Origin of the sequence: Methylobacterium oryzisoli (genome assembly GCF_046557895.1) — a bacterium.
Taxonomy (GTDB): Bacteria; Pseudomonadota; Alphaproteobacteria; order Rhizobiales; family Beijerinckiaceae; genus Methylobacterium; species Methylobacterium oryzisoli.
In genome coordinates, this window is record NZ_JBKIBX010000016.1 from 71,623 (window position 1) to 94,821 (window position 23,199).

The following is a 23,199-nucleotide window of genomic DNA, read 5'->3' on the forward strand; positions in this document are numbered from 1 at the left end:
ATCCGATGGTCGCCGACATCATGCACGGGCTCGGCCTCTACCTGTGGTCGTTGTTTTCCGGACCTGTCGACCTCGTGGTGCTGGTGGGTCTCCTGGGACAGGCGCTGTTCACCGCCCGCTTCCTCGTGCAGTGGATCGCCAGCGAGCGGGCCGGGCGCAGCGTGATCCCGCTCTCGTTCTGGTTCTTCTCGCTCGGCGGCTCGGCGGTGCTGCTGGCCTACGCGCTCTACCGGCGCGACCCGGTCTTCATCCTCGGCCAGAGCCTCGGCACGGTGATCTACCTGCGCAACCTCGCGCTGATCTTCCGCGAGAAGCGCCGGGCGCGGGCGAAGCCGTGAGCGCGGGGCTTGTGCGGTCGGCCCGATCGCGCTTGGCTTGGCAGGTTCCATCGAGTGCGCCGCATGACCGAGCAGCCCCCGTTCTACGACGACCTCGCCGCCTGCCTCGATGAGGCGTGGCGGCGGCTGTGCGAGGGAGCGACGCGCCGGCGCGGGGCTTTCCACACGCCGGTGCTGGCGACGGTCGGGCTCGACGGCGCGCCGCGCCTGCGCACCGTGGTGCTGCGGGGCGCCGATCCCGCCACCCGGTCCTTGCGCTTCCACACCGACCACCGCAGCGACAAGGCCGCCGAGATCGTCCGGACCCCGCGCGTGGCGCTCCACGCCTACGAGGCCGACGCCAAGATCCAGGTGCGGATCGAGGGGCGGGCGGTCCTTCACGCGCAGGACGCGGTGACGGCGGCCGCCTGGGAGGCGGCGCTGCCGATGAGCCGGATCTGCTACGGTGTTCTGCCCGGCCCCGGCACGCCGATCCCGGCGGGCGACGCCTACGCGCTCCCGGCCGACGAGGAGAAGGCGGCCCGCGACCGCGAGAACTTCCGCGTCGTTCTCGTGACGGTCGAGCGGCTGGACTTCCTCTACCTCGCCTTCGAGGGCCACCGGCGGGCGCGCTTCGCCTGGGAGGGCGGGACGGTGACCGGCACGTGGCTGGTGCCGTGAGGTGCGATCGGCCGCGAGGCGGGACTACATCGCCGCGCGCAGCCGCGCGAACCCCGCGTCGAGGTCGCGCTTGAGGTCGTCGAGATCCTCGAGCCCGATATGGAAGCGCAGGCCCGGGCCGCCGGGCGCCCAGGCGGTGGCGGAGCGGTAGGCGCGGCAGTCGAACGGGATGACGAGGCTCTCGAAGCCGCCCCAGGAAAAGCCCATCCCGAAGAGGTCGAGCCCGTCGAGCATCGCGGCCACCGCCGCCTCCGGGCAGGGCTTCAGGATGACCGAAAACAGGCCCGAGGCGCCGGTGAAGTCGCGCGCCCAGATGGCGTGGCCCGGATCCTCCGGCAGGGCCGGGTGCAGCACGCGCAGCACCTCCGGCCGCTGCTGCAGCCACTGCGCCATCGCCAGCGCCTGCCGCCCGTGCTCGGCGAGGCGCAGCGGCAGCGTGCGCAGGCCCCGCAGCGCCAGGAAGACGTCCTCCGGCCCCGCGCACATGGCGAAGAGCGCGAAGGTCCGCTGGAGGGCCGGCCAGTAGCGCGCATTGGCCGAGGTGAGGCCGAGCAGCAGGTCCGAGCCGCCCGAGAGGTACTTGGTGCCCGCCTCGATCGCGATGTCGACGCCGCGCTCATGGGGCGGGAAGAGCAGGGGAGTGGCCCAGGTATTGTCCATCAGCACGCAGGCCCCGCGTGCATGCGCCACCTCGGCGATGGCCGGGATGTCCTGCATCTCGAAGCTCTGCGAGCCCGGCGCCTCGGTGAGCACCGCGGCGGTGTTGGGGCGCATCAGCTCCGCAATGCCCGCCCCGATCGTCGGATCGTAGTAGGTGGTCTCGACGCCGAACCGGGCGAGGAAGCCGTCGCAGAAGGCCCGGGTCGGCCGGTAGGCGGAATCCGTGACCAGCAGGTGGTCGCCGGCCTTGAGGCAGGCCAGCAGTCCCACCGTGACGGCCGCGAGGCCCGAGGGGGTCAGCACCGTGCCGGACGCCCCGGCGAGATCCGTCCAGGCCTGTTCCAGCGCCCGCGTGGTCGGCGTCCCGGCCGTGCCGTAGGTGTATTCGGAGCGCCGGTGCTGGAGCGCGTCGTAGCTCTCGTAAAGCACCGTCGAGCCGCGGTAGATCGGGGTGTTGACGAAGCCGTGCTGGCGCGAGGGGTCGCGGCCGGCATGGACGAGGCGGGTGCGCTCGCCGAGACGGCGCGGGTCGCGGGGGGGCGTGATGCTCATCGGACCTCGGGATCGACGGGAGGCCGGACCACACCCCGCCGGAGCCCTGCGCGTCAAGCCGCCTCACGTCCCCGCGCCGCCGGGCCAACCCCTTGACCGGACAGCGGTCATCGCCTGGAATGCCGCTTGCTTAGGCAGGAGCATCCCGCAGGCACGGAGCGAACCGGCCGCGGGTCGACAACCGGCCATGGGTCGACAGGAGCTTGGGACTCGGATGAAGACGATCGTTGCGGCGCTCACGCTCGCCCTGGGCGCCAGTGTTCTGCCGGGGAGCGCCCAGGCGCAGGCCACGCTGGCAGGGATCAAGCAGAAGGGTTTTCTCACCTGCGGCTCCAACCCGGGCCTCGCGGGCTTCGGCGTGCCGGACGCGCAGGGGCGCTGGACCGGGCTCGACGTCGATTTCTGCCGGGCGCTGGCGGCGGCCATCTTCAACGACACCACGAAGATCCGATTCATCCCGCTCTCGGCGAAGGATCGCTTCACGGCCCTCCAGTCGGGCGAGGTCGACCTGCTGTCGCGCAACACCACGTGGTCGATGTCGCGCGACACCACGCTCGGTCTCGACTTCCCGGCGGTCAATTTCTACGACGGCCAGGGCTTCATGGTGAAGAAGAAGCTCGGCGTGACCTCGGCCAAGCAGCTCGACGGCGCCTCGATCTGCACCCAGCAGGGCACCACCACGGAACTCAACCTCGCGGATTACTTCCGCGCCAACAAGTTGAAGTACGAGGTGGTGGCCTTCGCCACCGCCGACGAGACCTTCAAGGCCTACGATTCCGGCCGCTGCGACGCCTTCACCACCGACGCCTCCGGCCTCTATTCGGAGCGCCTGCGCGCGTCCAATCCCGACGACAACATCGTGCTCCCGGAGATCATCTCCAAGGAGCCGCTCGCGCCGGCGGTGCGCCACGGCGATTCGCAATGGGCCGACATCGTGCGCTGGACCCACTACGCCATGCTCAACGCCGAGGAGGCGGGGATCACCCAGGCCAACGTCGACCAGATGAAGGGCTCCGACAATCCGGACGTGCGCCGCATCCTGGGCACCGAGGGCAAGTTCGGCGAGGGGATCGGCCTCACCAACGACTGGGCCTACCGGATCGTCAAGCTCGTCGGCAATTACGGCGAGAGCTTCGAGCGCAACGTCGGCCAGGGCTCGCCGCTCAAGATCCAGCGCGGCGTCAACGCCCTTTGGTCGAAGGGCGGCCTGCAATACGGCCCGCCGATCCGCTGAGGCGGCGGAGGGTTTCGGGTCGAGCGCGGGATCCCTTCTCCCGTGCGGGAGAAGGGCAGGGATGAGGGTCCCGGGAGGGAGCCGCAGTGAAGCTAAAACGACGGTGAGGGGAGCGGAACAGGTCAGCTTCGAACACTGATCGGCGTGCTGGCAGCGGCAGCCTCGTGTCCGCTTGCGGCTCCCTCCCGGGACCCTCACCCCTGCCCCTCTCCCGCACGGGAGAGGGGATGCTACCCGCGCTCGACTTCCATCATCCGTCCCACGTCCGCGCCCATCGAGCGCTCCCGTCAGGACCCGAACCGCCTTGTCGAACAGCCCATCGGTCGCCCCGCCCTCCCGGCCGCCCCGGGTCTCGCCGCTCTACGACCCGCGGGTGCGTGGCTGGGCCGCCCAGGCCCTGCTCGTGCTGGCGGTCGGGCTGCTGGTCTGGACCGCCGTCGACAACGCCGCCGAGAACCTGCGCAACGCCCGCATCGCCTCGGGCTTCGGCTTCCTGTCGAACACCGCCGGCTTCGACGTCAGCCAGGCGCTCGTGCCCTTCGCGGCGGCGAGTTCGACCTACGGGCAGGCCTTCGTGGTGGGCCTCCTCAACACGCTGGTCGTCGCCGCCATCGGCATCGTGCTGGCGACCCTGCTCGGCTTCCTGATCGGCGTGGCGCGGCTGTCGCCCAACTGGATGCTGGCCAGGCTGGCGGGCGTCTACGTCGAGGTGATCCGCAACATCCCGCTGCTGCTCCAGCTCCTGTTCTGGTACGTGGCGGTGCTCTCGGCGCTGCCCGGCGCGCGCGAGTCCCTGAGCCTCCCGGGATCGGTCTTCCTCAACCAGCGCGGCCTCTACGTGCCCAAGCCGATCCTGGCCCCGGATGCCTGGGCGCTGCCGCTCGCGCTCGGCCTCGGGATCGCCGCGGCGCTCGCCTACCGGGTGCGCGCCCGCCGCCGTCAGGCCCGCACCGGCCGACAGGCGCCGGTGTGGCTCGCCGGCCTCGCCCTGGCGCTCGGCCTGCCGCTCGCCACCTGGGGCGGGCTGGCGCTCGTCGGCGCCGCTCCGGTCACGGTCGAAGTGCCGGTGAAGGGCACCTTCAACCTGCGCGGCGGGCTGCAGCTCTATCCCGAGTTCGTCGCGCTGGTGCTGGGTCTCTCCCTCTACACCGCGGCCTTCATCGCCGAGGTGGTGCGGGCGGGCATCCAGGCGGTGTCCCGCGGCCAGACCGAGGCCGCCCGCGCGCTCGGCCTCCAGCCGGGACCGACCCTGCGCCTCGTGGTGATCCCGCAGGCCATGCGGGTGATCGTGCCGCCGCTCACCAGCCAGTACCTCAACCTCACCAAGAACTCGTCGCTGGCGGTGGCGATCGGCTACCCGGACCTCGTGCAGGTCTTCATGGGCACCGTGCTGAACCAGACGGGGCAGGCGGTGGAGGTGGTGGCGATCACGATGGCGGTCTACCTCTCCATCAGCCTCGTCACCGCCCTCGTGATGAACATCTACAACCGGCGCGTCGCGCTGGTGGAGCTGTGAGGGCGCGATGACCGCCGGACCCCGGACCCTGCCGCTCAGCTTCATCCGCCGCGAGCCCGTGCCGCCGGCCCCGGCACCCGTGCTGGTGAGCGGTCCGCTCGCCTGGGCGCGGGCCAACCTCTTCTCGGGTCCCGGCAACACCCTGCTGACGCTGCTCGCGCTCGCCATCGTGGTGCTGGTGGTGCCGCCGCTCGCCCGCTTCCTCGTCCTCGACGCGGTGTTCACGGGGACGAACCGCGACGCCTGCCGGCCCGAGGTGGTGGGCCGCCCGGTCGGGGCCTGCTGGGCCTTCGTGGCCCAGAAGATCAACTACTTCGTGTACGGCTCCTACCCGATCGAGGAGCGCTGGCGGGCCAACCTCTTCTTCGGCCTCGCGGCGGTCGGGATCGGCTGGCTCCTGTGGCTCGACGCGCCGCGGCGGGGCCTCGCCGCCCTGTACGTCTTCGTGATCTTCCCCCTCGCGGGCTACGCGCTGCTCGCGGGCGTGCCGATGCTCGGCCTGTCGAAGGTGCCGACCTCGCTGTGGGGCGGGATGCTGGTCACGCTCGTGGTCTCGCTCGTCGGCATCGTGGCCTCGCTGCCGCTCGGGATCCTGCTGGCGCTGGGGCGGCGCTCGGAGCTGCCGCTGGTCCGGCTCGTCTGCGTGATCTTCATCGAGTTCTGGCGCGGCGTGCCGCTGATCACCGTCCTGTTCATGGCCAACGTGATGCTGCCGCTCTTCCTGCCCGGCGACGTCACGGTGGATCGCCTGATGCGCCCGCTCGTCGGCATCGCGCTGTTCTCGGCCGCCTACATGGCCGAGATCGTCCGCGGCGGGCTCCAGGCGATCCCGCGCGGCCAGACCGAGGGCGCGGCCTCGCTGGGCCTCGGCTACTGGCAGAGCATGCGCCTGATCGTGCTGCCCCAGGCCCTGCGCATCGTCATCCCGGGCATCGTCAACAGCTTCATCGCCCTATTCAAGGACACCACGCTGGTGTCGATCGTCGGGATCTTCGACTTCATCCGCACGATCGAATCGGCCCGCGTCGACCCGAACTGGGCCGCGCCCACCGTGGTCACGACGGGTTACGCCTTCGCGGCCCTGTTCTATTTCGTTTTCTGCTTCGGCATGTCGCGCTACGCGCTCTACGTGGAGCGCCGGCTGGCTGCCGGCCAACGACGGTGATCCCCGCATGACCGCGTCACACCTGCCCGAGACCGACCCGGACCTCGCGCCCGCCGACACCTCCGCGGCCCGCCTCGCCGAGGCCCCCACGGCGGTGACGCTGGAGCGCGTCAACAAGTGGTACGGCGCCTTCCACGTCCTGCGCGACGTCGACCTCACCGTGCGCCGCGGCGAGCGCATCGTCATCTGCGGCCCCTCGGGCTCCGGCAAGTCGACGCTGATCCGCTGCATCAACCGCCTGGAGGAGCACCAGGCCGGGCGCATCGTGGTGGACGGGATCGAACTCACCAACGACTTGAAGCGGATCGACGAGATCCGGCGCGAGGTCGGCATGGTCTTCCAGCACTTCAACCTCTTCCCGCACCTCACGGTGCTGGAGAACTGCACGCTGGCGCCGATCTGGGTGAAGAAGACGCCGAAGGCCGAGGCCGAGGCCCTGGCGATGCGCTACCTCACCCGGGTCAAGATCCCCGACCAAGCCCACAAGTATCCGGGCCAGCTCTCGGGCGGGCAGCAGCAGCGCGTCGCCATCGCCCGCTCGCTGTGCATGAGCCCCAAGATCATGCTGTTCGACGAGCCGACCTCGGCCCTCGACCCCGAGATGGTCAAGGAGGTGCTCGACACGATGGTGGGCCTCGCCGACGAGGGCATGACCATGCTGGTGGTCACCCACGAGATGGGCTTCGCCCGTCAGGTCGCCGACCGGGTGATCTTCATGGACGAGGGGCAGATCGTAGAGATGAACACGCCGGACGCCTTCTTCCGCGCCCCCCGGCACGAGCGCACCAAGCTGTTCCTGAGCCAGATCCTGCACTGACGGCCGGCGGCCACGTGAGCGCCGCCGCGCCTCAGCGCCCGCGTCCGGTCTCCACCGGCAGATCCTCGCGCGCGCCCCATTCCGACCAGGACCCGTCGTAGAGCGCCCGCGGCTCGCGCCCCATTGTCTCGAGCGCGAGCGACACGATGGCGGCGGTGACGCCCGAGCCGCAGGTGGTGACGACCGGGCGGTCGAGGTCGAGTCCGGCCTCCCGGAAGATCGCCGTGAGGGCGGCCGGGTCCTTGAGCTGCCCGCGCTCCTGCAGGGCGCCGTAATGCACGTTGAGCGAACCCGGGATGTGGCCGGGGCGCACGCCCGGGCGGGGCTCCGGCTCCTCGCCGGCGAAGCGCGCCGCCGAGCGGGCATCGACCACCTGGGCGGCGCCCGCCAGCGCCCGCTTGATATCCCCGACATCCGCCACGGCCGAATGATCGAGCCGGGCGGTGAAGTGGCGCCGGTCGCGGGGCCGCGGGTCGCCCTCCTCGACCGGGTGCCCGCCCGCCACCCAGGCCGGGAAGCCGCCCGCGAGGATCGCCACGTCGCGCGCGCCGAAGACCCGGAGCATCCAGCGCACGCGCGGCGCGGAAAACAGGCCCATGCCGTCGTAGACCACCACCGTCATGCCGTCGCCGATGCCGAGCGCGCGCATGCGCGAGGCAAATGCCTCCGGCGACGGCAGCATGTGGGGCAGGGGGCTGTCCTCGTCGCGCACGGCGTCGATGTCGACGCGCACCGCGCCCGGGATGTGGCCGGCGCGGTACTCCGCCGCCGCATCGCGGTTCATGGCCGGCAGGTACCAGGAGCCGTCCACCACGACGATGTCGGGGGCGGCGAGCCGCTGCGCCAGCCAGTCCGTCGTCACGAAGGGTCCTGTCGCCATGCCGTCCACCTCGATCCGGGCGCCCGAATGCCAACGGCCGCGCCTTGGTCTGCCCAACCTATAAACACCATTCGGTGAGGAGGCCACGGATCCGCGCCGGACGGGTGGCTGCGGCGGCGTGCGCCGGGTACACCGGGCCGGAAGCCGACGGCGTCGGAATCAGGCGCGCAGGGGGGACGATGGCGGAGGGGATCGTGGGATGCGGCACCGGGCCCGGTTTGGCACGGCTCCTGCAAGGCCCGTCTCACTGCAACCGCCGTGTTCACTCTCCCTTGCACGGCCGGGCGCGGTCGACGGGCCAGGCAGTGAGACTCCGAGGGCTGCCTGGCCCGCCCGACGCGCGCCGCAGGAGGGGCTGCTGGCCTCGCCGGAGCCGCGCCACGCCGGGGTGGCGGCCCGGATCGGTCGGACCGGTGCCAGGGAGGTCGTGATGAACGCCACGGCTCGCTTCGAGAGCCCCCTGCGGCCCGACACGGTGGAGATTCTCTCGCGCGGCTACATCGCCTCGGCGATCTGGTGCGCCGACCTGCGGGCCGCCACCCCGCGCACCGCCACGCTGCACCGCCTCGTGCCGCGGCCGTCGCGCCGGATGCCGGCCGGCGGGCGGAGCACCGTCCTGGCCTTCGGGCGGGCGGTCCAGGCCTGAGAGTGCGTCATACGAAATCCGATCGATCGCATCGCCAAAGTGAACCTTGACGATGCGGATTTCGGCTTCGCTTAGGCGCGCGGAGCCTCGGCTCCGCCGCGCGGGCTGCCTGATACGAGATCCGAACTGATCGTCCGGATTGCGTATCAGACCCGCCGGCCGCGGTCGCGGGGCGGGGCGCCGCAGCGCCACTCGATGACGCGGTATTCGGGGTGACTGCCGATCCAGCGCGCGAGCTGCGGCTGCGCGATCCGCAGGCAGAGGCGCGGCTCCTCGACATCGAGGAGGAGGCGGCGCAGCTCGCAGGTGTCGGGCGATGCGGCAAGGCAGGCCGTGAAGTAGAGGAAGAAACCGGTCATCGGGAATCCGCCGGAAGGACCGCCGGCCCGCGCCGGCGGCATCCAGCGCAACGCACCGGGCCTGCCTTCGGATGCAGCGGGTCCCTGCGACGAAAAAGGGCGGCCGAAGCCGCCCTTTTCGTCATTGATGCCGACCCGTCAGAGTCGCGGCGAGCGCCCGCGCATCAGGCCGAACACGGCCGAGACCGCGAACAGCACGATGGCGACGAAGAAGACGATCTTGGCCGCTTCCATCGCGGTGCCGGCGATGCCGCCGAAGCCGAGCAGGGCCGCGACCAGAGCGACGACCAGGAACGTGATAGCCCAACCGATCATGGTGATCTCCCGTCAATCATGACGCTGGCGCCTGCTGGACCAATCGCGATCCGAAGCGTCGCAGCAACTTGCACGAAGAACCCGGACGAGGGCGATGTAGTTCCGCGGGAATCGTTCGACGCGCCCGGGACGATGCGCCGGGCGGAGCTTCGGCCGGTGATGCGGGAGGTCGGGCCGGATGGCTCCCCGAGCAGGACTCGAACCTGCGACAAGGCGATTAACAGTCGCCTGCTCTACCAACTGAGCTATCGGGGAACGGCCCGGGACGCATACTCCAAGCGCCCGGCGCGGTGCAAGGGTGTTGGCGGCGCCCTGGAGCATTTTCCGACGAAGCGGAGACCGGTTCGTCGCAGAATGTGCGGCAAGTCAAGGATCTAGAGCAGTGCGATCGTCCGGCCGCGCATTCCGGTTGCCTCCGCCGCCGCCGCTCTGTTAAAGAGCCCTCGTCCCGGGCCGGCCGCCCGCCCCGGGGATGCGGCGCCCCCGGCGCCGCGGAACGGCCTCGTGGCGGAGTGGTTACGCAGAGGACTGCAAATCCTTGCACCCCGGTTCGATTCCGGGCGAGGCCTCCACCGTTTTTCCCGATCCTTCCGAAGGCGAACCGGCCCGTGCCGGCGCCGGTGAGCGTCCCCGGCGCGAGGGCTGCGCGGGGTCGGGCGAACCTTGCCTTTTCGACGGCGATCCACCACAACCGCGACGCCCGGCGGCCCGGCCGCCTCACGCCTCCAGAGACCTCCATGCTCGATTACGCGCAAGCGCGCCGCCTCATGGTCGATTGCCAGTTGCGGACCTTCGACGTGACCGACATCGCGGTGCTCGACGCCTTCGACGCCGTCCCGCGCGAGCGCTTCGTGCCGGAGGGCCGGGAGGCCTTCGCCTACATTGACCAGCCGCTCGCGCTCGGCACCGAGGAGGGCGAGACCCGCTACACGCCCGCCCCGATGGTGCTCGCCCGGCTGATCCAGGCCCTCGCCCTCCGCCCGGGCGAGCGCGCCCTCGACGTGGCGACGGGGCTCGGCTACGCGGCCGCGCTCCTCGACCGGCTCGGCGCCCGGGTGACGGCTCTCGAATCGCTGCCCGGCCTCGCCGGCCAGGCGCGCGAGCGCCTCGCCGGCCGGGAGATCGTCGTCGAGACGGGTCCGCTTCCCGCGGGCGCTCCCCAGCAGGGCCCCTTCGACGCGATCCTGATCAACGGGCGCATCGAGACGCGGCCGCAGACGCTGCTCGACCAGCTGGCCGATGGCGGGCGCCTCGCCTGCGTGCAGGGCCAGGGCCGCACCGGCAAGGCCACCCTCTGGGTGCGCGCCGGGAACGCCTTCGGGTCCCGCCCGCTCTTCGACGCCACCCTCCCGGCCCTGGGCGCCTTCGCGGCCGAGACCGGCTTCACCTTCTGAGCCAGCCGACCTGGCCGCGGCCGGGTCGAATCGCCGGCGCCGGCAGCCCCGCCGCAGCCCATGCGGGGGCCATCGCGCGCGACCTCGGTTCGCCGCGCTACCAACAGACTCAACGTATTTCCGCGTGAACAGCGGGGATAAATCGGTGTCGGTCCGGGCCGCGACTGTGCGTGTTCGGGGCGGCGTCTCGAACAGGCCTCCGGGACTGTCGCCTTTTTGCGCCACCGCCCGCCAAAGTCGGCTCCTGCCGGCTGCCGCCGATGCCTCCGGGCGCGCCGTCAGCTAAGGTTTGACGCGAGGTGGGCTCAGCCGAATGGGTTCGGGACCGTCGCGTGCCGGAACCGATTGCGACAGGCCGCACTCAAGGTGGTTAGGCGTGACTGAAACACGACATCGAGCGCAACGCGGCCTCTGGCTCCGTACCGTTGCGGTCGCGGCCCTCATCCTGGCGGGGGAGGGCGCGCGGGCGGAGACGCTGGACAGCGCGCTCGGGCGCGCATACGCGGGCAATCCGACTCTCAACACGCAGCGCGCCACGCAGCGCGCCACGGACGAGAACGTGGCGATCGCGGTGGGCGGGTACCGCCCGCGCGTCAGCGGCTCGGCCTCGATCGGCGTGCAGAACACCGACGGAACGCAGGCGGGGCAGCGCATCCGGCAGACGATCCTGCCGGGCTCGGCCGGGCTGACCGTCACCCAGACCCTGTTCAACGGCTTCCAGACCGACAGCCAGACCCGGCTCGCCGAATCGCAGGTGCTGGGTGGGCGCGAGACCCTGCGCAACGTCGAGATGTCGGTGCTGTTCTCGGCCGCGCAGGCCTACATGAACGTGCTGGCCGACACCGCGACCCTGGAACTGAACCGCAACAACGTCGAGGTGCTGGAGGAGCAGCTCCGCCAGACCCGCGACCGCTTCAACGTCGGCGAGGTCACCCGCACCGACGTCGCACAGGCCGAGGCCCGGCTCGCGGGTGCCCGCTCGCAGGTCAGCCTCGCCGAATCGACTCTGCGCACCAGCATCGCCACCTACCGGCAGATCGTCGGCGTCGAGCCGCGCCAGCTCGCCCCGGGCCGTCCCCTCGACCGCTACGTTCCGGGCAACCTCACGGCCGCCATCGACATCGGCCTGCGCGAGCATCCCAACATCGTCTCGGCCCTGCACGACGTCGATGCGGCCGAGGCCAGCGTGCGCGTGGCCGAGGCGGCGCTCTACCCGACCGTGAGCCTGAACGGCTCCGTGCAGAAGCTGTTCGACCAGCAGTTCGGCAACTCCGAACTGTTCTCGGGCGCCGTCACCGGCCAGCTGAGCGTGCCGCTCTACCAGGGCGGCGCGGAGTACGCGCAGATCCGTCGGTCCAAGGAGCAGGTCGGCGCGGCGCGGATCCAAGTCGAGATCGTGCGCGATCAGGTGCGCGCCTCGATCGTCACGGCCTGGGGCAACCTCGACGCCGCGAAGGCGCGCGTCATCGCCCAGCAAGCGCAGGTGCAGGCCAACGAGGTGGCGCTCAACGGCGTGCGCGAGGAGGCCCGCGTCGGCCAGCGCACCACCCTGGACGTCCTGAACGCCCAGCAGGAACTGCTCAACGCCCGCGTGAACCTCATCGCGGCCCAGCGCGACCGGGTGGTCAGCTCCTATCAGGTCGTGCAGACCATCGGCCGGCTCACCACGGCCTTCGTGGGAATCCGGGTCGCGCAGTACAGCTCCAAGCAGCATTTCGATCAGGTCAAGGACCTCTGGTACGGCGTGCGCACCCCCGACGGGCGCTGAGCATGGCGAGCGCGCCACACCCGGCGATACTCCTGTTGGCGGCGGGTGGGCCGGCTTTGTGCGGCGGACCGGACGTGGAATACTGCTGATGGGCGCGGTCGCGCCTTCCCCCTGACCCGAGCGTTTCGAAGTCGATGAGCGCAGCGAGCCCCAAGCCGCAGGAACCTTCGATGGAGGAGATCCTCGCCTCCATCCGCCGCATCATCGCCGACGACCAGAAGGAAGCCGAGCCCGCGCCCGTCGCGAGCGCGCCCCCACCGCCGGTGCGGGAGGTGCCCAAGCCCGAGCCGGTGAAGGCTGCGCCGGCACCCGAGCCGGATTTCGAGGAGGACGACGTCCTCGATCTCGCCGAGGTGGCCGAGCCGGTGCGCAAGGCGCCGCTCGACCTCGACATGCCGGAGATCGGCTTCCGGGACGACGAGCCGATCGACTTCGACGCGATCGAGATCGAGCCGGAACCGGAGCCCGTGAAGGCGGCGGCCCCGCTGCCCCCGCCTGCACCGCCCCCCCCGCCGCCGCAGCCCGCCCCGGCGGCCCCGGCCCCCGAGAGCCGCCTCCTGTCGCGGGAATCGGACGCGAGCGTCAGCCAGGCCTTCACGCTGCTCGCCAACACGGTCCTGTCGAACAACGCCCGCACCCTGGAGGATCTCGTCCAAGAGATGCTGCGGCCGATGCTGAAGGCGTGGCTCGACGACAACCTGCCGGTGATGGTCGAGCGGCTGGTGCGGGCGGAGATCGAGCGCGTCGCCCGCGGGCGCTGAGAGTTGACGGCAGGGCCGCCGTCCGGTTGAAAGCGCGAACGAGGGGGCCGGCCGCCCGCGCGGCTCACGGCCCCTTTTCCTGTTTCGCGGTTTCGCCGGCGCGCACGCCCCCGCCGAGAGGTGAGGGGACGGCGTCCGGCGCGGATGATTCCGTCATGATGGACAAGACCTTCGATCCTGCCGCCGTCGAGGCGCGCATCGCCGCCGAGTGGGAGGAGGCCCAGGCCTTCCGGGCCGGCCGGCCCGATCGCGCAGACGCCGCCCCCTTCAGCATCATGATCCCGCCGCCGAACGTGACGGGCTCGCTGCACATGGGCCACGCGCTCAACAACACCCTGCAGGACGTGCTCGTCCGCTTCGAGCGCCTGCGGGGCAAGGACGTGCTCTGGCAGCCCGGGACGGACCACGCCGGCATCGCCACCCAGATGGTGGTGGAGCGCCGCCTCGCCGAGCGCCAGGAGCCCGACCGCCGGATGCTCGGGCGCAGCGAGTTCGTGCGCCGCGTCTGGGAGTGGAAGGCGGAATCGGGCGGCACCATCGTCAACCAGCTGAAGCGGCTCGGCGCCTCCTGCGACTGGTCGCGGGAACGCTTCACCATGGACGAGGGCCTCTCGAAGGCCGTCGTGAAGGTGTTCGTGGACCTGCACGCGCAGGGGCTGATCTACCGCGACAAGCGCCTCGTGAACTGGGATCCGAAGTTCCAGACCGCGATCTCGGACCTCGAAGTCCAGCAGGTCGAGGTGAAGGGCCATCTCTGGCACTTCGCCTACCCGGTGGTGGACGAGGCGGGCGGCGAGACGGGCGAGACCATCACGGTGGCGACGACCCGGCCCGAGACCATGCTGGGCGACACCGCGGTGGCGGTCCACCCGGAGGACGAGCGCTACCGGGCGCTCGTCGGCAAGCGGGTGCGCCTGCCGCTGGTCGGGCGCCTGATCCCGATCGTGGCGGACGAGTATTCCGATCCCGAGAAGGGCACCGGGGCGGTCAAGATCACGCCCGCGCACGACTTCAACGACTTCGAGGTCGGACGGCGGCACGGCCTGCCGCTCGTCAACGTCCTGGACGACGAGGCGCGCCTCTGCCTGGAGGGCAACGCGGCGTTCCTCGACGGCGCGGCGCCCGATCCCGCGACCCTGGCGCTGCACGGCCTCGACCGCTTCGAGGCGCGCAAGCGCGTCGTGGCGATGATGGAGGAGGCGGGGCGCCTCGCCACCATCGAGCCCAACACCCACGCGGTGCCGCACGGCGACCGCTCGGGCGTCGTCATCGAGCCCTACCTCACCGACCAGTGGTACGTGGACGTGAAGCCGCTCGCCGAGCGGGCAATGCAGGCGGTGCGCGACGGGCGCACCCGCTTCGTGCCGGAGACCTACGAAAAAACCTACTTCCAGTGGCTGGAGAACATCGAGCCCTGGTGCATCTCGCGCCAGCTCTGGTGGGGCCACCAGATCCCGGCGTGGTACGACCCGGACGGGCGCGTCTTCGTGGCGGCGACCGAGGAGGAGGCGCTGGAGAAGGCGAGCGCCCATCACGGCCGCCCGGTGAGCCTGCGCCGGGACGAGGACGTGCTGGACACGTGGTTCTCCTCCGGCCTGTGGCCGTTCTCGACGCTGGGCTGGCCGGAGCAGACGCCGGAACTCGCCCGCTACTACCCGACGAGCGCCCTCGTCACGGGCTTCGACATCATCTTCTTCTGGGTCGCCCGGATGATGATGCTGGGGCTCCACGCGATGGATGAGGTGCCCTTCCGGACCGTCTACATCCACGCCCTCGTCCGGGACGAGAAGGGCGCCAAGATGTCGAAGTCGAAGGGCAACGTGGTCGATCCGCTCGACCTCGTCGACCGCTACGGCGCCGACGCGCTGCGCTTCACGCTCGCCGCCATGGCGGCGCAGGGCCGCGACATCAAGCTCTCGGTCCAGCGCGTCGAGGGCTACCGCAACTTCGCGACCAAGCTGTGGAACGCCGCGCGCTTCGCCGAGATGAACGGCTGCCGGATCGACCCCGACTTCCGGCCCGACGCCGTGCGCGAGACGCTGAACGCCTGGGCGATCGGCGAGGCCGCCCGCGCGGCGGGCGAGGTGACGGCGGCGCTCGACGCCTACCGCTTCAACGACGCCGCCAACGCCGCCTACCGCTTCGTCTGGAACGTCTTCTGCGACTGGTACCTCGAACTCGCCAAGCCCGTGCTGCAGGGCGAGGAGGGGCCGGCCCGGGAGGAGACCCGCCGCACGGTCTCGTTCCTGATCGACCAGATCTGCGCGCTCCTCCACCCGTTCATGCCGTTCCTCACCGAGGAGCTGTGGGCCACCAAGGGCCGGGAGGCGGGTCTCTCGCGCGGGCTCCTGGCGCTGTCGCGCTGGCCCGACCTCGGCGCCCTGCGGCGGCCCGAGGCCGAGGCGGAGATCGGCTGGGTGGTCGACCTCGTCTCGGAGATCCGCTCGGCGCGCTCGGAGACGAACGTGCCGGCGGGCGCGCAGATCCCGCTGGTGCTGGTCTCGCCGAGCGAGGCCGTGCGGGCGCGCCTGGAGCGCTGGGGCGAGACCGTGCGGCGCTTGGGGCGTCTCTCGGAGATCGGCGAGGCACAGGCGAGCCCGGCCAAATCGGTGCAGCTCCTCGTGCGCGGCGAGGTCGCGGCGCTGCCCCTCGAAGGTGTGGTGGACCTTGCCGCCGAGGTGGCGCGGCTGCGCAAGGAGGAGGGCCGGCTCACCGGCGAGATCGCCAAGACCGACGCCAAGCTCGCCAACGCGGACTTCCTGGCCCGCGCCCCCGAGGAGGTGGTGGAGGAGCAGCGCGAGCGCCGCGACGCCGCCGCCGAGCGCCTCGCCAAGGTGCGCGAGGCGCTCGCCCGCCTGGAGGGCTGACTGAGGCCAGGCCCGGCCGCCTCAGCGGCCGGCGGCCTGCGGGTGCGCCAGCACCCGGTAGAACCCGTCCGGATCGTCGGCGCCGGACGCCTCGGCGCGTGCGAGCGCCGCGACCACCCTGGCGGCGATCGGCAGCCGGTAGTGCAGCGGATCCCAGTAATTGGCATCCCGCGTCGTGACGCCGGAGGGGATCCGGAAATCCACTACGGTGGCGCCGCGGCTGCGGCCGATCGCGGCGGCGCGGGCCTTGCAGGCCGCCTCCCGCTCCGCCCCGGGGCTGCCGGGCGGCGCCTGCGCCCCGACATGCACCGGCATGAAGGCGACGAGCCTGCGGGCCTCCGGCGGCAGCGCGGCGAGCAGCGCATCGAGCCAGTCGAGGGCGGGCAGGGGGCCGGGGCCGACCGAGGGGTCCTCGCGTTCCCAGGTACGGATATGGGTGGCCGCGCGGGCCGCGTCGTAGCTCGCCTCGGGCGGGGTGAAGACCTCGTAACCGTCGTGGCGGATGCGCTCTGGCATCCGGCCGAGCCGATGCAGCAGCACGCGGCCGGCGATCTGCAGGCTCTGAAGGTTCCACTGGTGCAGGAGGCCGCGCCACGCGGCGTCGGACCGGTAGAGCCAGGCCGGGAAGGCCCGGAAGGTCAGGCGCTTGGCGTCGGCCTTTGCGTCGCACCAGTTCGCGTCGAGCCCGAACACCACGCCCCTGACCTGCACCGTGTCCAGGAAGAGCCGGGCGAGCTGCACCTGCTCCCAGGGCGTCGCGGCGTTCATGGCGAGGTTGGCGAAGCGCCCGCCCAGCGCCGCGTCGAGGGACTCGGGATCGAGCAGGCGCGCGGTGGAGGTGCCGAACACCGCCGCGTCGAAGGCGCCGCTGCGGACTACCTGCGGGTACATGAAGCGCTGGTTGAGATCCATGATCGGCCCCGGCGGCCGACCGGGCGCCGCGCGCAGGCCGTAGGGGTCCATCGCGGCGATGAAGCCGAGGATCGCGAGCCCCGCCGCCGCCGCGACGGCGAGGACCGTGCCGACGAACCGGCGCCACGCGCCGGCCGAGCCGGCGACGACGGGTGCTGCAGGATCCGCACCGGCCGGCCGTACGGCCCGCCGGGCGCCGGGCGCGAGGCTGTTCACATGCCCTGGTTCCGCGGTTGACCCCACGGCGTCAACCCCCTATGCCGACGCCTGCTCCGCGAGGGGAACGCCGGCCATGGCCGCGCGGGCCGCCCGGATGCGAGCGCGTAGCTCAGCTGGTAGAGCAACGGACTTTTAATCTGTAGGTCCTGGGTTCGAGCCCCAGCGCGCTCACCATCTCACCTAGGCTCAGACGCGGTGGCATAACGCTATACAACTTCAGGCTTTTTGACGTTCGCCGAAGCCTCGCGAAGGGTCGCACTGCACGGTGCTGCTGGAGAGGATCTGACGCTCCTGTAGCCGAACCCCCACCCTTCTTCCGGCGTGTGACATACTCGGCGATGGTCCGCTTCGTAGTCTCGTCGAGGTGCAGCGTGTCGAAGACCGGAGCCAGCATATGGCTGTTCGACTCTTAGCTCTGCCAGGTATGCGGTTTGACCCGCGTCTCCTGGAAGTACCGCTTGGTGGCCTCCACGACTCGATGACGCGGGAGGTCGCTACGGAGCTTCCCAGCGTACTCTTCTAGAAGTCGTTGAGAATATGCTTGAGCTTCTGCCTTCCTTATTGTCTTCGCTGACAGTCTGATGTGCACCCCGTTTGCCCGAAAACGCACCCACCACACATCACGACGTTTGTAGACCGACGCCAACGCCGCGCTCCCCTTGAACCCGCTAGGAGAGCGTTGCACGGATCCGAAATCCGGCAACCATTATCGCGTCCGAGCCAACATTATGTCTAGATTGATCAGCTAAGTTCACACATTCTGCTGACTAAGATACTTGAGGCACAGCGTCGTCAAAAAAGCGAGCAAATAAGGCAAATTCTGCTCATCTATGTCAGAGCAAAAATATTCACCGCAGCCGTCCTTGTGAAACTCAAACATAGATAAATGGTGTAAATTGGGCCGCTCACCGAGCTTTCTCATGGCCTAATAAATGATGACTACATTCATCTCGCACTTCTAAATCTTAGTTATTGTTATGCAACGTATTTATCGTTGAAGTTTTCTCATAGAAACATATCATCATTTACAATCATATTTAAAAATACACAGTAAGTGCTTGAGAAAGACAATGTCTCTGAGTTTATGAACAGGTAGGATTATTAAGGCACGAGGAGGAACATCAGCCAAAATTCATTCAGTTGCACAATAGTCACATTGCGAGCGAAATTTGCGCGGGCGAATCCCAAGTCTTTACTCACGCAGAACATTTATTAAAACTACCCCTTCCGTCAGAGAACGCCAATTCACTCCATGCCAATAAAAATCAGCAATGCAGAGCGTCACGCTGAGCAGGCGACAACACTCACAGCATTTCCAATCAATTTAAATGATGTAAAGCGTGTAGTGACGGAGATTTTATCACTTTTCGGTAGGAGTAATATATTCGCTGAGTATACAGTTCATGACATCCGGCACATAGATGATATGCTATCACAGCTAGATTGGCTAGTGCCTGAGAATACGAAACAAATTCTGGCACCAGCCGACTGGTTGCTGATCGTAATGTCGATTTATTTTCATGACATGGGGCTCATCGTCACCGAAGAAGAATACAACAATCGCACCAAATCAGATTTTTTTCAATTCTGTGAGACCCACTTGTTCTCAGGAACAGATGGCGCAGACTATAAATCAAAAGTTGCTACCCTTGATCCCGATAAACGAGAGAGATTTCTCTATCAAGAATTTGTCCGAGCAAATCATGGTAAGAGAGTTCGAGAATGGATTGAAGGCAGAGATCATCCGCATTTCGGTGTCGCATCGGCGCAAGTTGCTGAAATTGATCGATTATTGGGAAGGTTGGTTCCGGAATTTCGACGGGACTTAGCGCTTGTCTGCGAAAGCCATAGTCTCGATGACATCGACAATACGAACAAATACCCACTTTCTCAGCCCTACGGAAATAGCGACGATGAAAGCGCCAATGTACAATACTGTGCAGCGATACTTCGAACCGTCGACCTTCTCCAAATAACCCAGAGCCGTACTCCAACCACATTGTTCCGTCTGATCAGTCCTACCGATCCGATCAGCCAATCCGAATGGTCTAAGCAAAACGCTGTTCGACGGGTTCGCTATAAATCAGAGATTGATCGTGATGGAAATATAGCTGAATCTGTTCAAGCTCAAACTGTAGAGGTATACGCAAACTTTCATGACGAAGATAGTTTTTTTGGTCTAACATCATACTTAAAGTACGCAGAATCACAACTCAACTCGACCTATACTGCTATACAAAATTCTAGTAAGAAAAACTCTAAGAAGTTCGAATTCCCTTGGCGGGATATTGATACGAAGAACGTTAAAGTGGAGGGATTTTTAACCACTCCTTTTACGTTTGTTATCGACCAAGAGAAAATCTTAAATCTATTAACTGGCCATACGTTGTACAATGACAGCAATGTTGTTGTTCGCGAGTTGACGCAGAATGCTATAGATGCTGTTCGCCTACAAGCGTCGATTGATCGTAGAGACTCAGCCTCAACCGGAACGGTCAAGATTGTTTGGAATAGCAACAAATCGGAACTTAGCATAATCGATAATGGAACTGGAATGACCCAGGCGATTATCGAGAATCATCTCTTGAAGGTTGGATCGTCTCGATAACAAGATCCAAAATTCAAGGAAGGCCACCCGAATTTCAATCCGATCAGCCGCTTTGGTATAGGCGTGTTGTCATCATTCATGGTGGCCGACACTGTGGAAATCGTAACTGTCTCCCCCGATGAAGATGAAGCACGTAAAATATCTCTGCGTTCAGTTCATGGCGTGTTCCTCATCAAGTTGCTTGACAAAGCTACAGACCCTGAAGCACGGGCGCTCGGCCCACACGGGACATCATTTAAGCTAACATTCCGCAGAAGTGCAAAACCAATTGATGTGCTCGCTACGGTGAAACAATGGGTTAGATTCCCCAGGTGTAAAGTTTCTGTTATCATCGACGATCAGCCTGTTGAAAATGTTGGCTTTAAATCTCCTAAAGAGGCTCTTGAGGCTTACATAGAAAACTCAACAACCCAAATATTTGATAAGGACAAGGTAAAAATTGTTGAGAAATCGATCAATGGCGTATCGCTTGCTTTTGCGCTTCAGCATAGTTCACACTTTCGGGACTGGAGCTTTCTTCCCGCACCTGAAAATACACGACGTAATAGGCGACTACAGCTTGAGAATTCTCCGGTCGCCACATGTGTTGAGGGCATAGCAGTCGAATTTGATACCCCGGGGTATGTGGGCGGCACTATCCTATCTATTGCAAACATCGTCGGGCATGACGCTCCTCGAACCAACGTGGCTCGATCGCTCGTGGAAGCGACCACGGAGAAGGAGAATGCTATCAGACATGTATACCGAATGTTATTTGAAAGCGTCGCTGAAGAGTCGATACGACTCCGCAATGAGGAAGGCTTCTCATTAACATGGTCAGTAGAGCAGATCCCATTTCTGCTTGGCCCAATAGCTGCAAGCGCACGAATTCCCATACAATATCGGATTGCTCATCAGGATGCCTTCAGCGCGGTTCCTATGTTCGTTGTTGAAACAGAGGAGGGACGCTCCGCAAAATCACTGGCGGATCTGAAGGCATTGGACGAATTTTGGAGCGTAGATTCGCAACTCATGAGGTCGGTCGAAAACTTTGTTCGCGAAGCTCGGTCCGAAGTCACGGCAAAAGCTCTCCTTGTAACTAGCCAAGGAACATCAGCAGCAATTCCAAACGGTGCACTTCTTGCAAACAGCCATCGCGCCGATCTTGTTCAAGCTGCATTTCAATCGGATTTTGAGCCGGTTGAAATAGTCGGCAATTTATCTGATCGGCGTCTTGATATGAAATGGCAAGTTGCGAGAGATCGTTGGATTTATCAGGATGCTATTGTCGGTGAGCTATATGACTCAGGATTGCATGACATTTTAAGATACTTCCAGGAGCACGAGCGCGATAGGAAGCAAAATGTGATGAGTGCAAAAAGCATTGTTAAATCGATAAATCTCGACGAATATGCAGCAGTTAGGGCTGATTACAAGTTGTATTTGCTGCCCGGAACTCCATTGGCGCATTTAATTGAAAATCCGGCCGCTACGTCAATCATTGATAAGCTTTTCGAGCAGTTTGTATACATGAATTCGCTACCTTACATCTCACGTGGTTTCTCAGCACCGGATTTCAACGCCGGAGAAGCTGTAGAGCGGTACTATCGTACATTAGCTTCGCAGCCAATTGTGCGTTATCTGCCGAATATAGAGCCTTTGCGGAACTCAATTACTCAAATGGCCGGTCGGCTGCGTATCTTTGATCCGCTGTCTTGGTCACAGCGAGATGATATTATCAATCGATTCGCCTGAACAGAAAATAAGTTGCTCACTCGTTTGGGACTTCACGTCTACGATCAATACTTCGAGATAACGAGCAATTACTCTCACCGCGGAGGCACATAGCCTCCGCGGACAGGGTTTATAGATAACCGGACAATACTTGCGTGCCCGTATTTCTAGTATATTGTTTGCTTTAATAACCATTCATTCAAGAGAATCATGAACCGGCGCGGCTGCTCCATCAAGAAAAAATGACTGCATCCTTCGAACATCACTGTCGTGGAGTTGGCAATGCCATCTGACATCCATTGCGTGCAGGTCGGAGAGCAGATTGGATCGTTGCTCCCGGCCAGGATGAGCGTGGGGCATGAGATCTCGCCGAGTCGCGCCAGCGTGTCATGGTCAAGGCAGGCGTGGTTCTGGCGCACGTAACAGGCTGGCAGCCGCGTCTCTCCGCCGATCAGGGCCTCGATCCTGGCGATCTGCTCCGGCTCGCGGTTGAAGAATTCGCTCCCTACGAAATTTTGAACCGAATGGTGGGCGTGGTCGGCCCAACTGCCTCGCCATTCCAAGACCTGACGCATGTTGGTCAGGACGCGTATCCCGAGGGGATCAAGCTTGGCGAAGGATGCGCAGAGCACGAGCGAAGCGACGAGATCGGGCCGCTCCAGCGCGATGATCTGAGCGATCGCTCCCCCCATCGAGCGGCCGATCACGTGGGCTCTGCCGACCCCCAAATGCTCCATCAAGGAGATGGTGTCGCGCGCGAGATCCGTGGTCGAGATCGGCTCGTCGACCTGGGTGCTGCCCCCCGCACCGCGATTGTCGAAGGCGATCACCCGATGTCGCTCGCGCAGGGCGGCGATCTGCGGCCTCCATGCGCTGAGGTCGCCCGCGAGCCCGTGGATCAGCACGACGGGCGGGCCCTGACCCTCGTCGACATAGTTGAGCGCGTAGCGTCCGACGGTTGCGATCGGCATGGGCGGCGGCTCTCTCCGGTTTCAGAAACGGCGCAGGCCGAGGAATCCGGCGATGGCCGCGAGGAACGCCTCGGGATCCTGTGCCATCGGGGCATGGCCGATGCCGGGCAGTTCGATCAGCGTGGCGCCCGGGATCGCGGCGGCCAGGTCCTGCGCCATCGCGGGCGGGGTCGCCGCGTCGAGTTCGCCGACCACCACGAGCGTCGGATTCGCGATGCGGCCGATATTCGCGCCCAGATCGAACCCCGCCAGCGCCTCGCAGGCCTGCGCGAAGACGTCGGGATGCGTCTTCACGAGACCGACGCGCCGTTCGGCGAGGATGTCCGGGTTGGCGGCCCTGAAGGTCTCGGGGAAGAGGCGCTTCATGGCGATGTCGACGACGCCCTCCATACCGTGGCCGCGCACGCGTTCGGCCATGGCACGAAAGGTGGCGCGACCTTCCTCGGGGAAACCGATGCCGGTTCCGGCGAGGACCAGCCGGTCGAACCGGGCCCCGTGGCGGATGGCCAGAGTGCTGGCCACGAAGGCGCCGAGACCGTTGCCCAGGACATCGGCCTGCGTGCCGAGTTCGAGCGCGTCGAACAGGCCTGCGAGGCGGTCGGCGATGCCGTCGATGGTTGAGCCTGCGGAGGATGAGCCGCCGAAGCCCGGGAGATCGGGCACGATGACGCGGCGATCGCGGGCGAGCACGGGCAGGACGGCATTGAAGACCGAGCGGTCGGCCAGCAGCGAGTGCAGGAGGATCAGCGGCTTGCCGCTGCCGTGCTCGGCGACGTCGAGGATGGCGTTGTCGATCTTGATCTGTGTCATTACGTCCCCGCTGTCACGTGTCGTTGTGCCCGAC

At 66.4% G+C, this 23,199-nt stretch carries 21 protein-coding genes and 3 tRNA genes; 15 read left to right on the forward strand and 9 right to left on the reverse strand.

The window, feature by feature from the left end; all coding sequences use genetic code 11:
- Positions 1 to 5 precede the first annotated feature (5 nt).
- Together ACKUB9_RS17140 and ACKUB9_RS17145 are read left to right on the forward strand one after the other, a co-directional pair.
- A complete protein-coding gene (locus ACKUB9_RS17140; protein WP_407524534.1) occupies positions 6 to 338 on the forward strand; it encodes a lipid-A-disaccharide synthase N-terminal domain-containing protein in 333 nt (110 codons plus the stop codon).
- 63 nt (positions 339 to 401) lie between these two features.
- Positions 402 to 998 (forward strand): pyridoxamine 5'-phosphate oxidase family protein, encoded by a 597-nt coding sequence (locus ACKUB9_RS17145; RefSeq protein ID WP_407524532.1) that lies wholly within the window; start codon positions 402 to 404, stop codon positions 996 to 998.
- A 24-nt stretch (positions 999 to 1,022) separates the two neighbouring features.
- Here the strand turns inward: ACKUB9_RS17145 and metC are convergent, their stop codons facing one another.
- On the reverse strand, positions 1,023 to 2,210 hold the full coding sequence (metC, locus tag ACKUB9_RS17150) for a cystathionine beta-lyase (protein ID WP_407524530.1): 1,188 nt from the start codon (positions 2,208 to 2,210) through the stop codon (positions 1,023 to 1,025).
- Between the two features lie 214 nt (positions 2,211 to 2,424).
- On the opposite strand from metC, the gene ACKUB9_RS17155 reads away from it, so the two are divergent.
- From ACKUB9_RS17155 to ACKUB9_RS17170, 4 genes are all read left to right on the forward strand, one after another.
- Positions 2,425 to 3,444 carry an amino acid ABC transporter substrate-binding protein gene (locus tag ACKUB9_RS17155; protein ID WP_407524528.1) on the forward strand — a complete coding sequence of 340 codons (1,020 nt, stop codon included), beginning with the start codon at positions 2,425 to 2,427 and terminating at the stop codon, positions 3,442 to 3,444.
- A gap of 304 nt (positions 3,445 to 3,748) precedes the next feature.
- Positions 3,749 to 4,960, forward strand: coding sequence for an amino acid ABC transporter permease (locus ACKUB9_RS17160; protein WP_407524526.1), 1,212 nt, complete (start codon positions 3,749 to 3,751; stop codon positions 4,958 to 4,960).
- A gap of 7 nt (positions 4,961 to 4,967) precedes the next feature.
- Positions 4,968 to 6,125 carry an amino acid ABC transporter permease gene (locus ACKUB9_RS17165; protein ID WP_407524524.1) on the forward strand — a complete coding sequence of 386 codons (1,158 nt, stop codon included), beginning with the start codon at positions 4,968 to 4,970 and terminating at the stop codon, positions 6,123 to 6,125.
- A 7-nt stretch (positions 6,126 to 6,132) separates the two neighbouring features.
- On the forward strand, positions 6,133 to 6,942 hold the full coding sequence (locus ACKUB9_RS17170) for an amino acid ABC transporter ATP-binding protein (protein ID WP_407524522.1): 810 nt from the start codon (positions 6,133 to 6,135) through the stop codon (positions 6,940 to 6,942).
- Between the two features lie 31 nt (positions 6,943 to 6,973).
- Here the strand turns inward: ACKUB9_RS17170 and sseA are convergent, their stop codons facing one another.
- The gene (gene sseA, locus ACKUB9_RS17175; RefSeq protein ID WP_407524520.1) at positions 6,974 to 7,822 is read right to left on the reverse strand and encodes a 3-mercaptopyruvate sulfurtransferase; all 849 of its coding nucleotides are present in this window, start codon (positions 7,820 to 7,822) and stop codon (positions 6,974 to 6,976) included.
- 430 nt (positions 7,823 to 8,252) lie between these two features.
- On the opposite strand from sseA, the gene ACKUB9_RS17180 reads away from it, so the two are divergent.
- On the forward strand, positions 8,253 to 8,468 hold the full coding sequence (locus ACKUB9_RS17180; protein ID WP_407524518.1) for a hypothetical protein: 216 nt from the start codon (positions 8,253 to 8,255) through the stop codon (positions 8,466 to 8,468).
- Between the two features lie 146 nt (positions 8,469 to 8,614).
- Here ACKUB9_RS17180 and ACKUB9_RS17185 read toward each other — a convergent pair whose 3' ends face one another.
- The 3 genes from ACKUB9_RS17185 to ACKUB9_RS17195 form a co-directional block, all read right to left on the reverse strand.
- Positions 8,615 to 8,827 (reverse strand): hypothetical protein, encoded by a 213-nt coding sequence (locus tag ACKUB9_RS17185; RefSeq protein ID WP_407524516.1) that lies wholly within the window; start codon positions 8,825 to 8,827, stop codon positions 8,615 to 8,617.
- 138 nt (positions 8,828 to 8,965) lie between these two features.
- The gene (locus tag ACKUB9_RS17190) at positions 8,966 to 9,142 is read right to left on the reverse strand and encodes a DUF1328 domain-containing protein (RefSeq protein ID WP_238241361.1); all 177 of its coding nucleotides are present in this window, start codon (positions 9,140 to 9,142) and stop codon (positions 8,966 to 8,968) included.
- A gap of 179 nt (positions 9,143 to 9,321) precedes the next feature.
- A tRNA-Asn gene (locus ACKUB9_RS17195) sits at positions 9,322 to 9,397 on the reverse strand.
- A gap of 243 nt (positions 9,398 to 9,640) precedes the next feature.
- Here ACKUB9_RS17195 and ACKUB9_RS17200 point away from each other — a divergent pair.
- The 5 genes from ACKUB9_RS17200 (at position 9,641) to ACKUB9_RS17220 (ending at position 15,932) form a co-directional block, all read left to right on the forward strand.
- Positions 9,641 to 9,714 (forward strand) — tRNA-Cys (locus ACKUB9_RS17200).
- A 165-nt stretch (positions 9,715 to 9,879) separates the two neighbouring features.
- Complete coding sequence (locus tag ACKUB9_RS17205; RefSeq protein ID WP_407524514.1) at positions 9,880 to 10,536, forward strand: protein-L-isoaspartate O-methyltransferase family protein; 657 nt, start codon at positions 9,880 to 9,882, stop codon at positions 10,534 to 10,536.
- 376 nt (positions 10,537 to 10,912) lie between these two features.
- A complete protein-coding gene (locus ACKUB9_RS17210) occupies positions 10,913 to 12,304 on the forward strand; it encodes a TolC family outer membrane protein (RefSeq protein ID WP_407524512.1) in 1,392 nt (463 codons plus the stop codon).
- A 170-nt stretch (positions 12,305 to 12,474) separates the two neighbouring features.
- Complete coding sequence (locus ACKUB9_RS34465) at positions 12,475 to 13,065, forward strand: PopZ family protein (RefSeq protein WP_490390951.1); 591 nt, start codon at positions 12,475 to 12,477, stop codon at positions 13,063 to 13,065.
- A 155-nt stretch (positions 13,066 to 13,220) separates the two neighbouring features.
- The gene (locus ACKUB9_RS17220; protein ID WP_407524508.1) at positions 13,221 to 15,932 is read left to right on the forward strand and encodes a valine--tRNA ligase; all 2,712 of its coding nucleotides are present in this window, start codon (positions 13,221 to 13,223) and stop codon (positions 15,930 to 15,932) included.
- Positions 15,933 to 15,953: 21 nt separating this feature from the next.
- Here the strand turns inward: ACKUB9_RS17220 and ACKUB9_RS17225 are convergent, their stop codons facing one another.
- Complete coding sequence (locus ACKUB9_RS17225) at positions 15,954 to 17,060, reverse strand: hypothetical protein (RefSeq protein ID WP_407524506.1); 1,107 nt, start codon at positions 17,058 to 17,060, stop codon at positions 15,954 to 15,956.
- Positions 17,061 to 17,161: 101 nt separating this feature from the next.
- Between ACKUB9_RS17225 and ACKUB9_RS17230 the strand changes: the two genes are divergently transcribed.
- Positions 17,162 to 17,237 (forward strand) — tRNA-Lys (locus ACKUB9_RS17230).
- 235 nt (positions 17,238 to 17,472) lie between these two features.
- On the opposite strand, the gene ACKUB9_RS34470 is transcribed toward ACKUB9_RS17230, so the two are convergent.
- A complete protein-coding gene (locus ACKUB9_RS34470; RefSeq protein WP_490390952.1) occupies positions 17,473 to 17,748 on the reverse strand; it encodes a hypothetical protein in 276 nt (91 codons plus the stop codon).
- A 567-nt stretch (positions 17,749 to 18,315) separates the two neighbouring features.
- Here ACKUB9_RS34470 and ACKUB9_RS17235 point away from each other — a divergent pair.
- Positions 18,316 to 19,671, forward strand: a complete 1,356-nt coding sequence (locus ACKUB9_RS17235) for an HD domain-containing protein (protein ID WP_407524504.1) — start codon at positions 18,316 to 18,318, stop codon at positions 19,669 to 19,671.
- 78 nt (positions 19,672 to 19,749) lie between these two features.
- Entirely contained in the window at positions 19,750 to 21,405 is a 1,656-nt protein-coding gene (locus ACKUB9_RS17240) for a hypothetical protein (protein WP_407524502.1), read from the forward strand.
- Between the two features lie 146 nt (positions 21,406 to 21,551).
- Here ACKUB9_RS17240 and ACKUB9_RS17245 read toward each other — a convergent pair whose 3' ends face one another.
- Together ACKUB9_RS17245 and ACKUB9_RS17250 are read right to left on the reverse strand one after the other, a co-directional pair.
- A complete protein-coding gene (locus ACKUB9_RS17245) occupies positions 21,552 to 22,355 on the reverse strand; it encodes an alpha/beta fold hydrolase (protein WP_407524500.1) in 804 nt (267 codons plus the stop codon).
- 21 nt (positions 22,356 to 22,376) lie between these two features.
- A complete protein-coding gene (locus ACKUB9_RS17250) occupies positions 22,377 to 23,165 on the reverse strand; it encodes an alpha/beta fold hydrolase (RefSeq protein ID WP_407524498.1) in 789 nt (262 codons plus the stop codon).
- Positions 23,166 to 23,199: the final 34 nt, after the last annotated feature.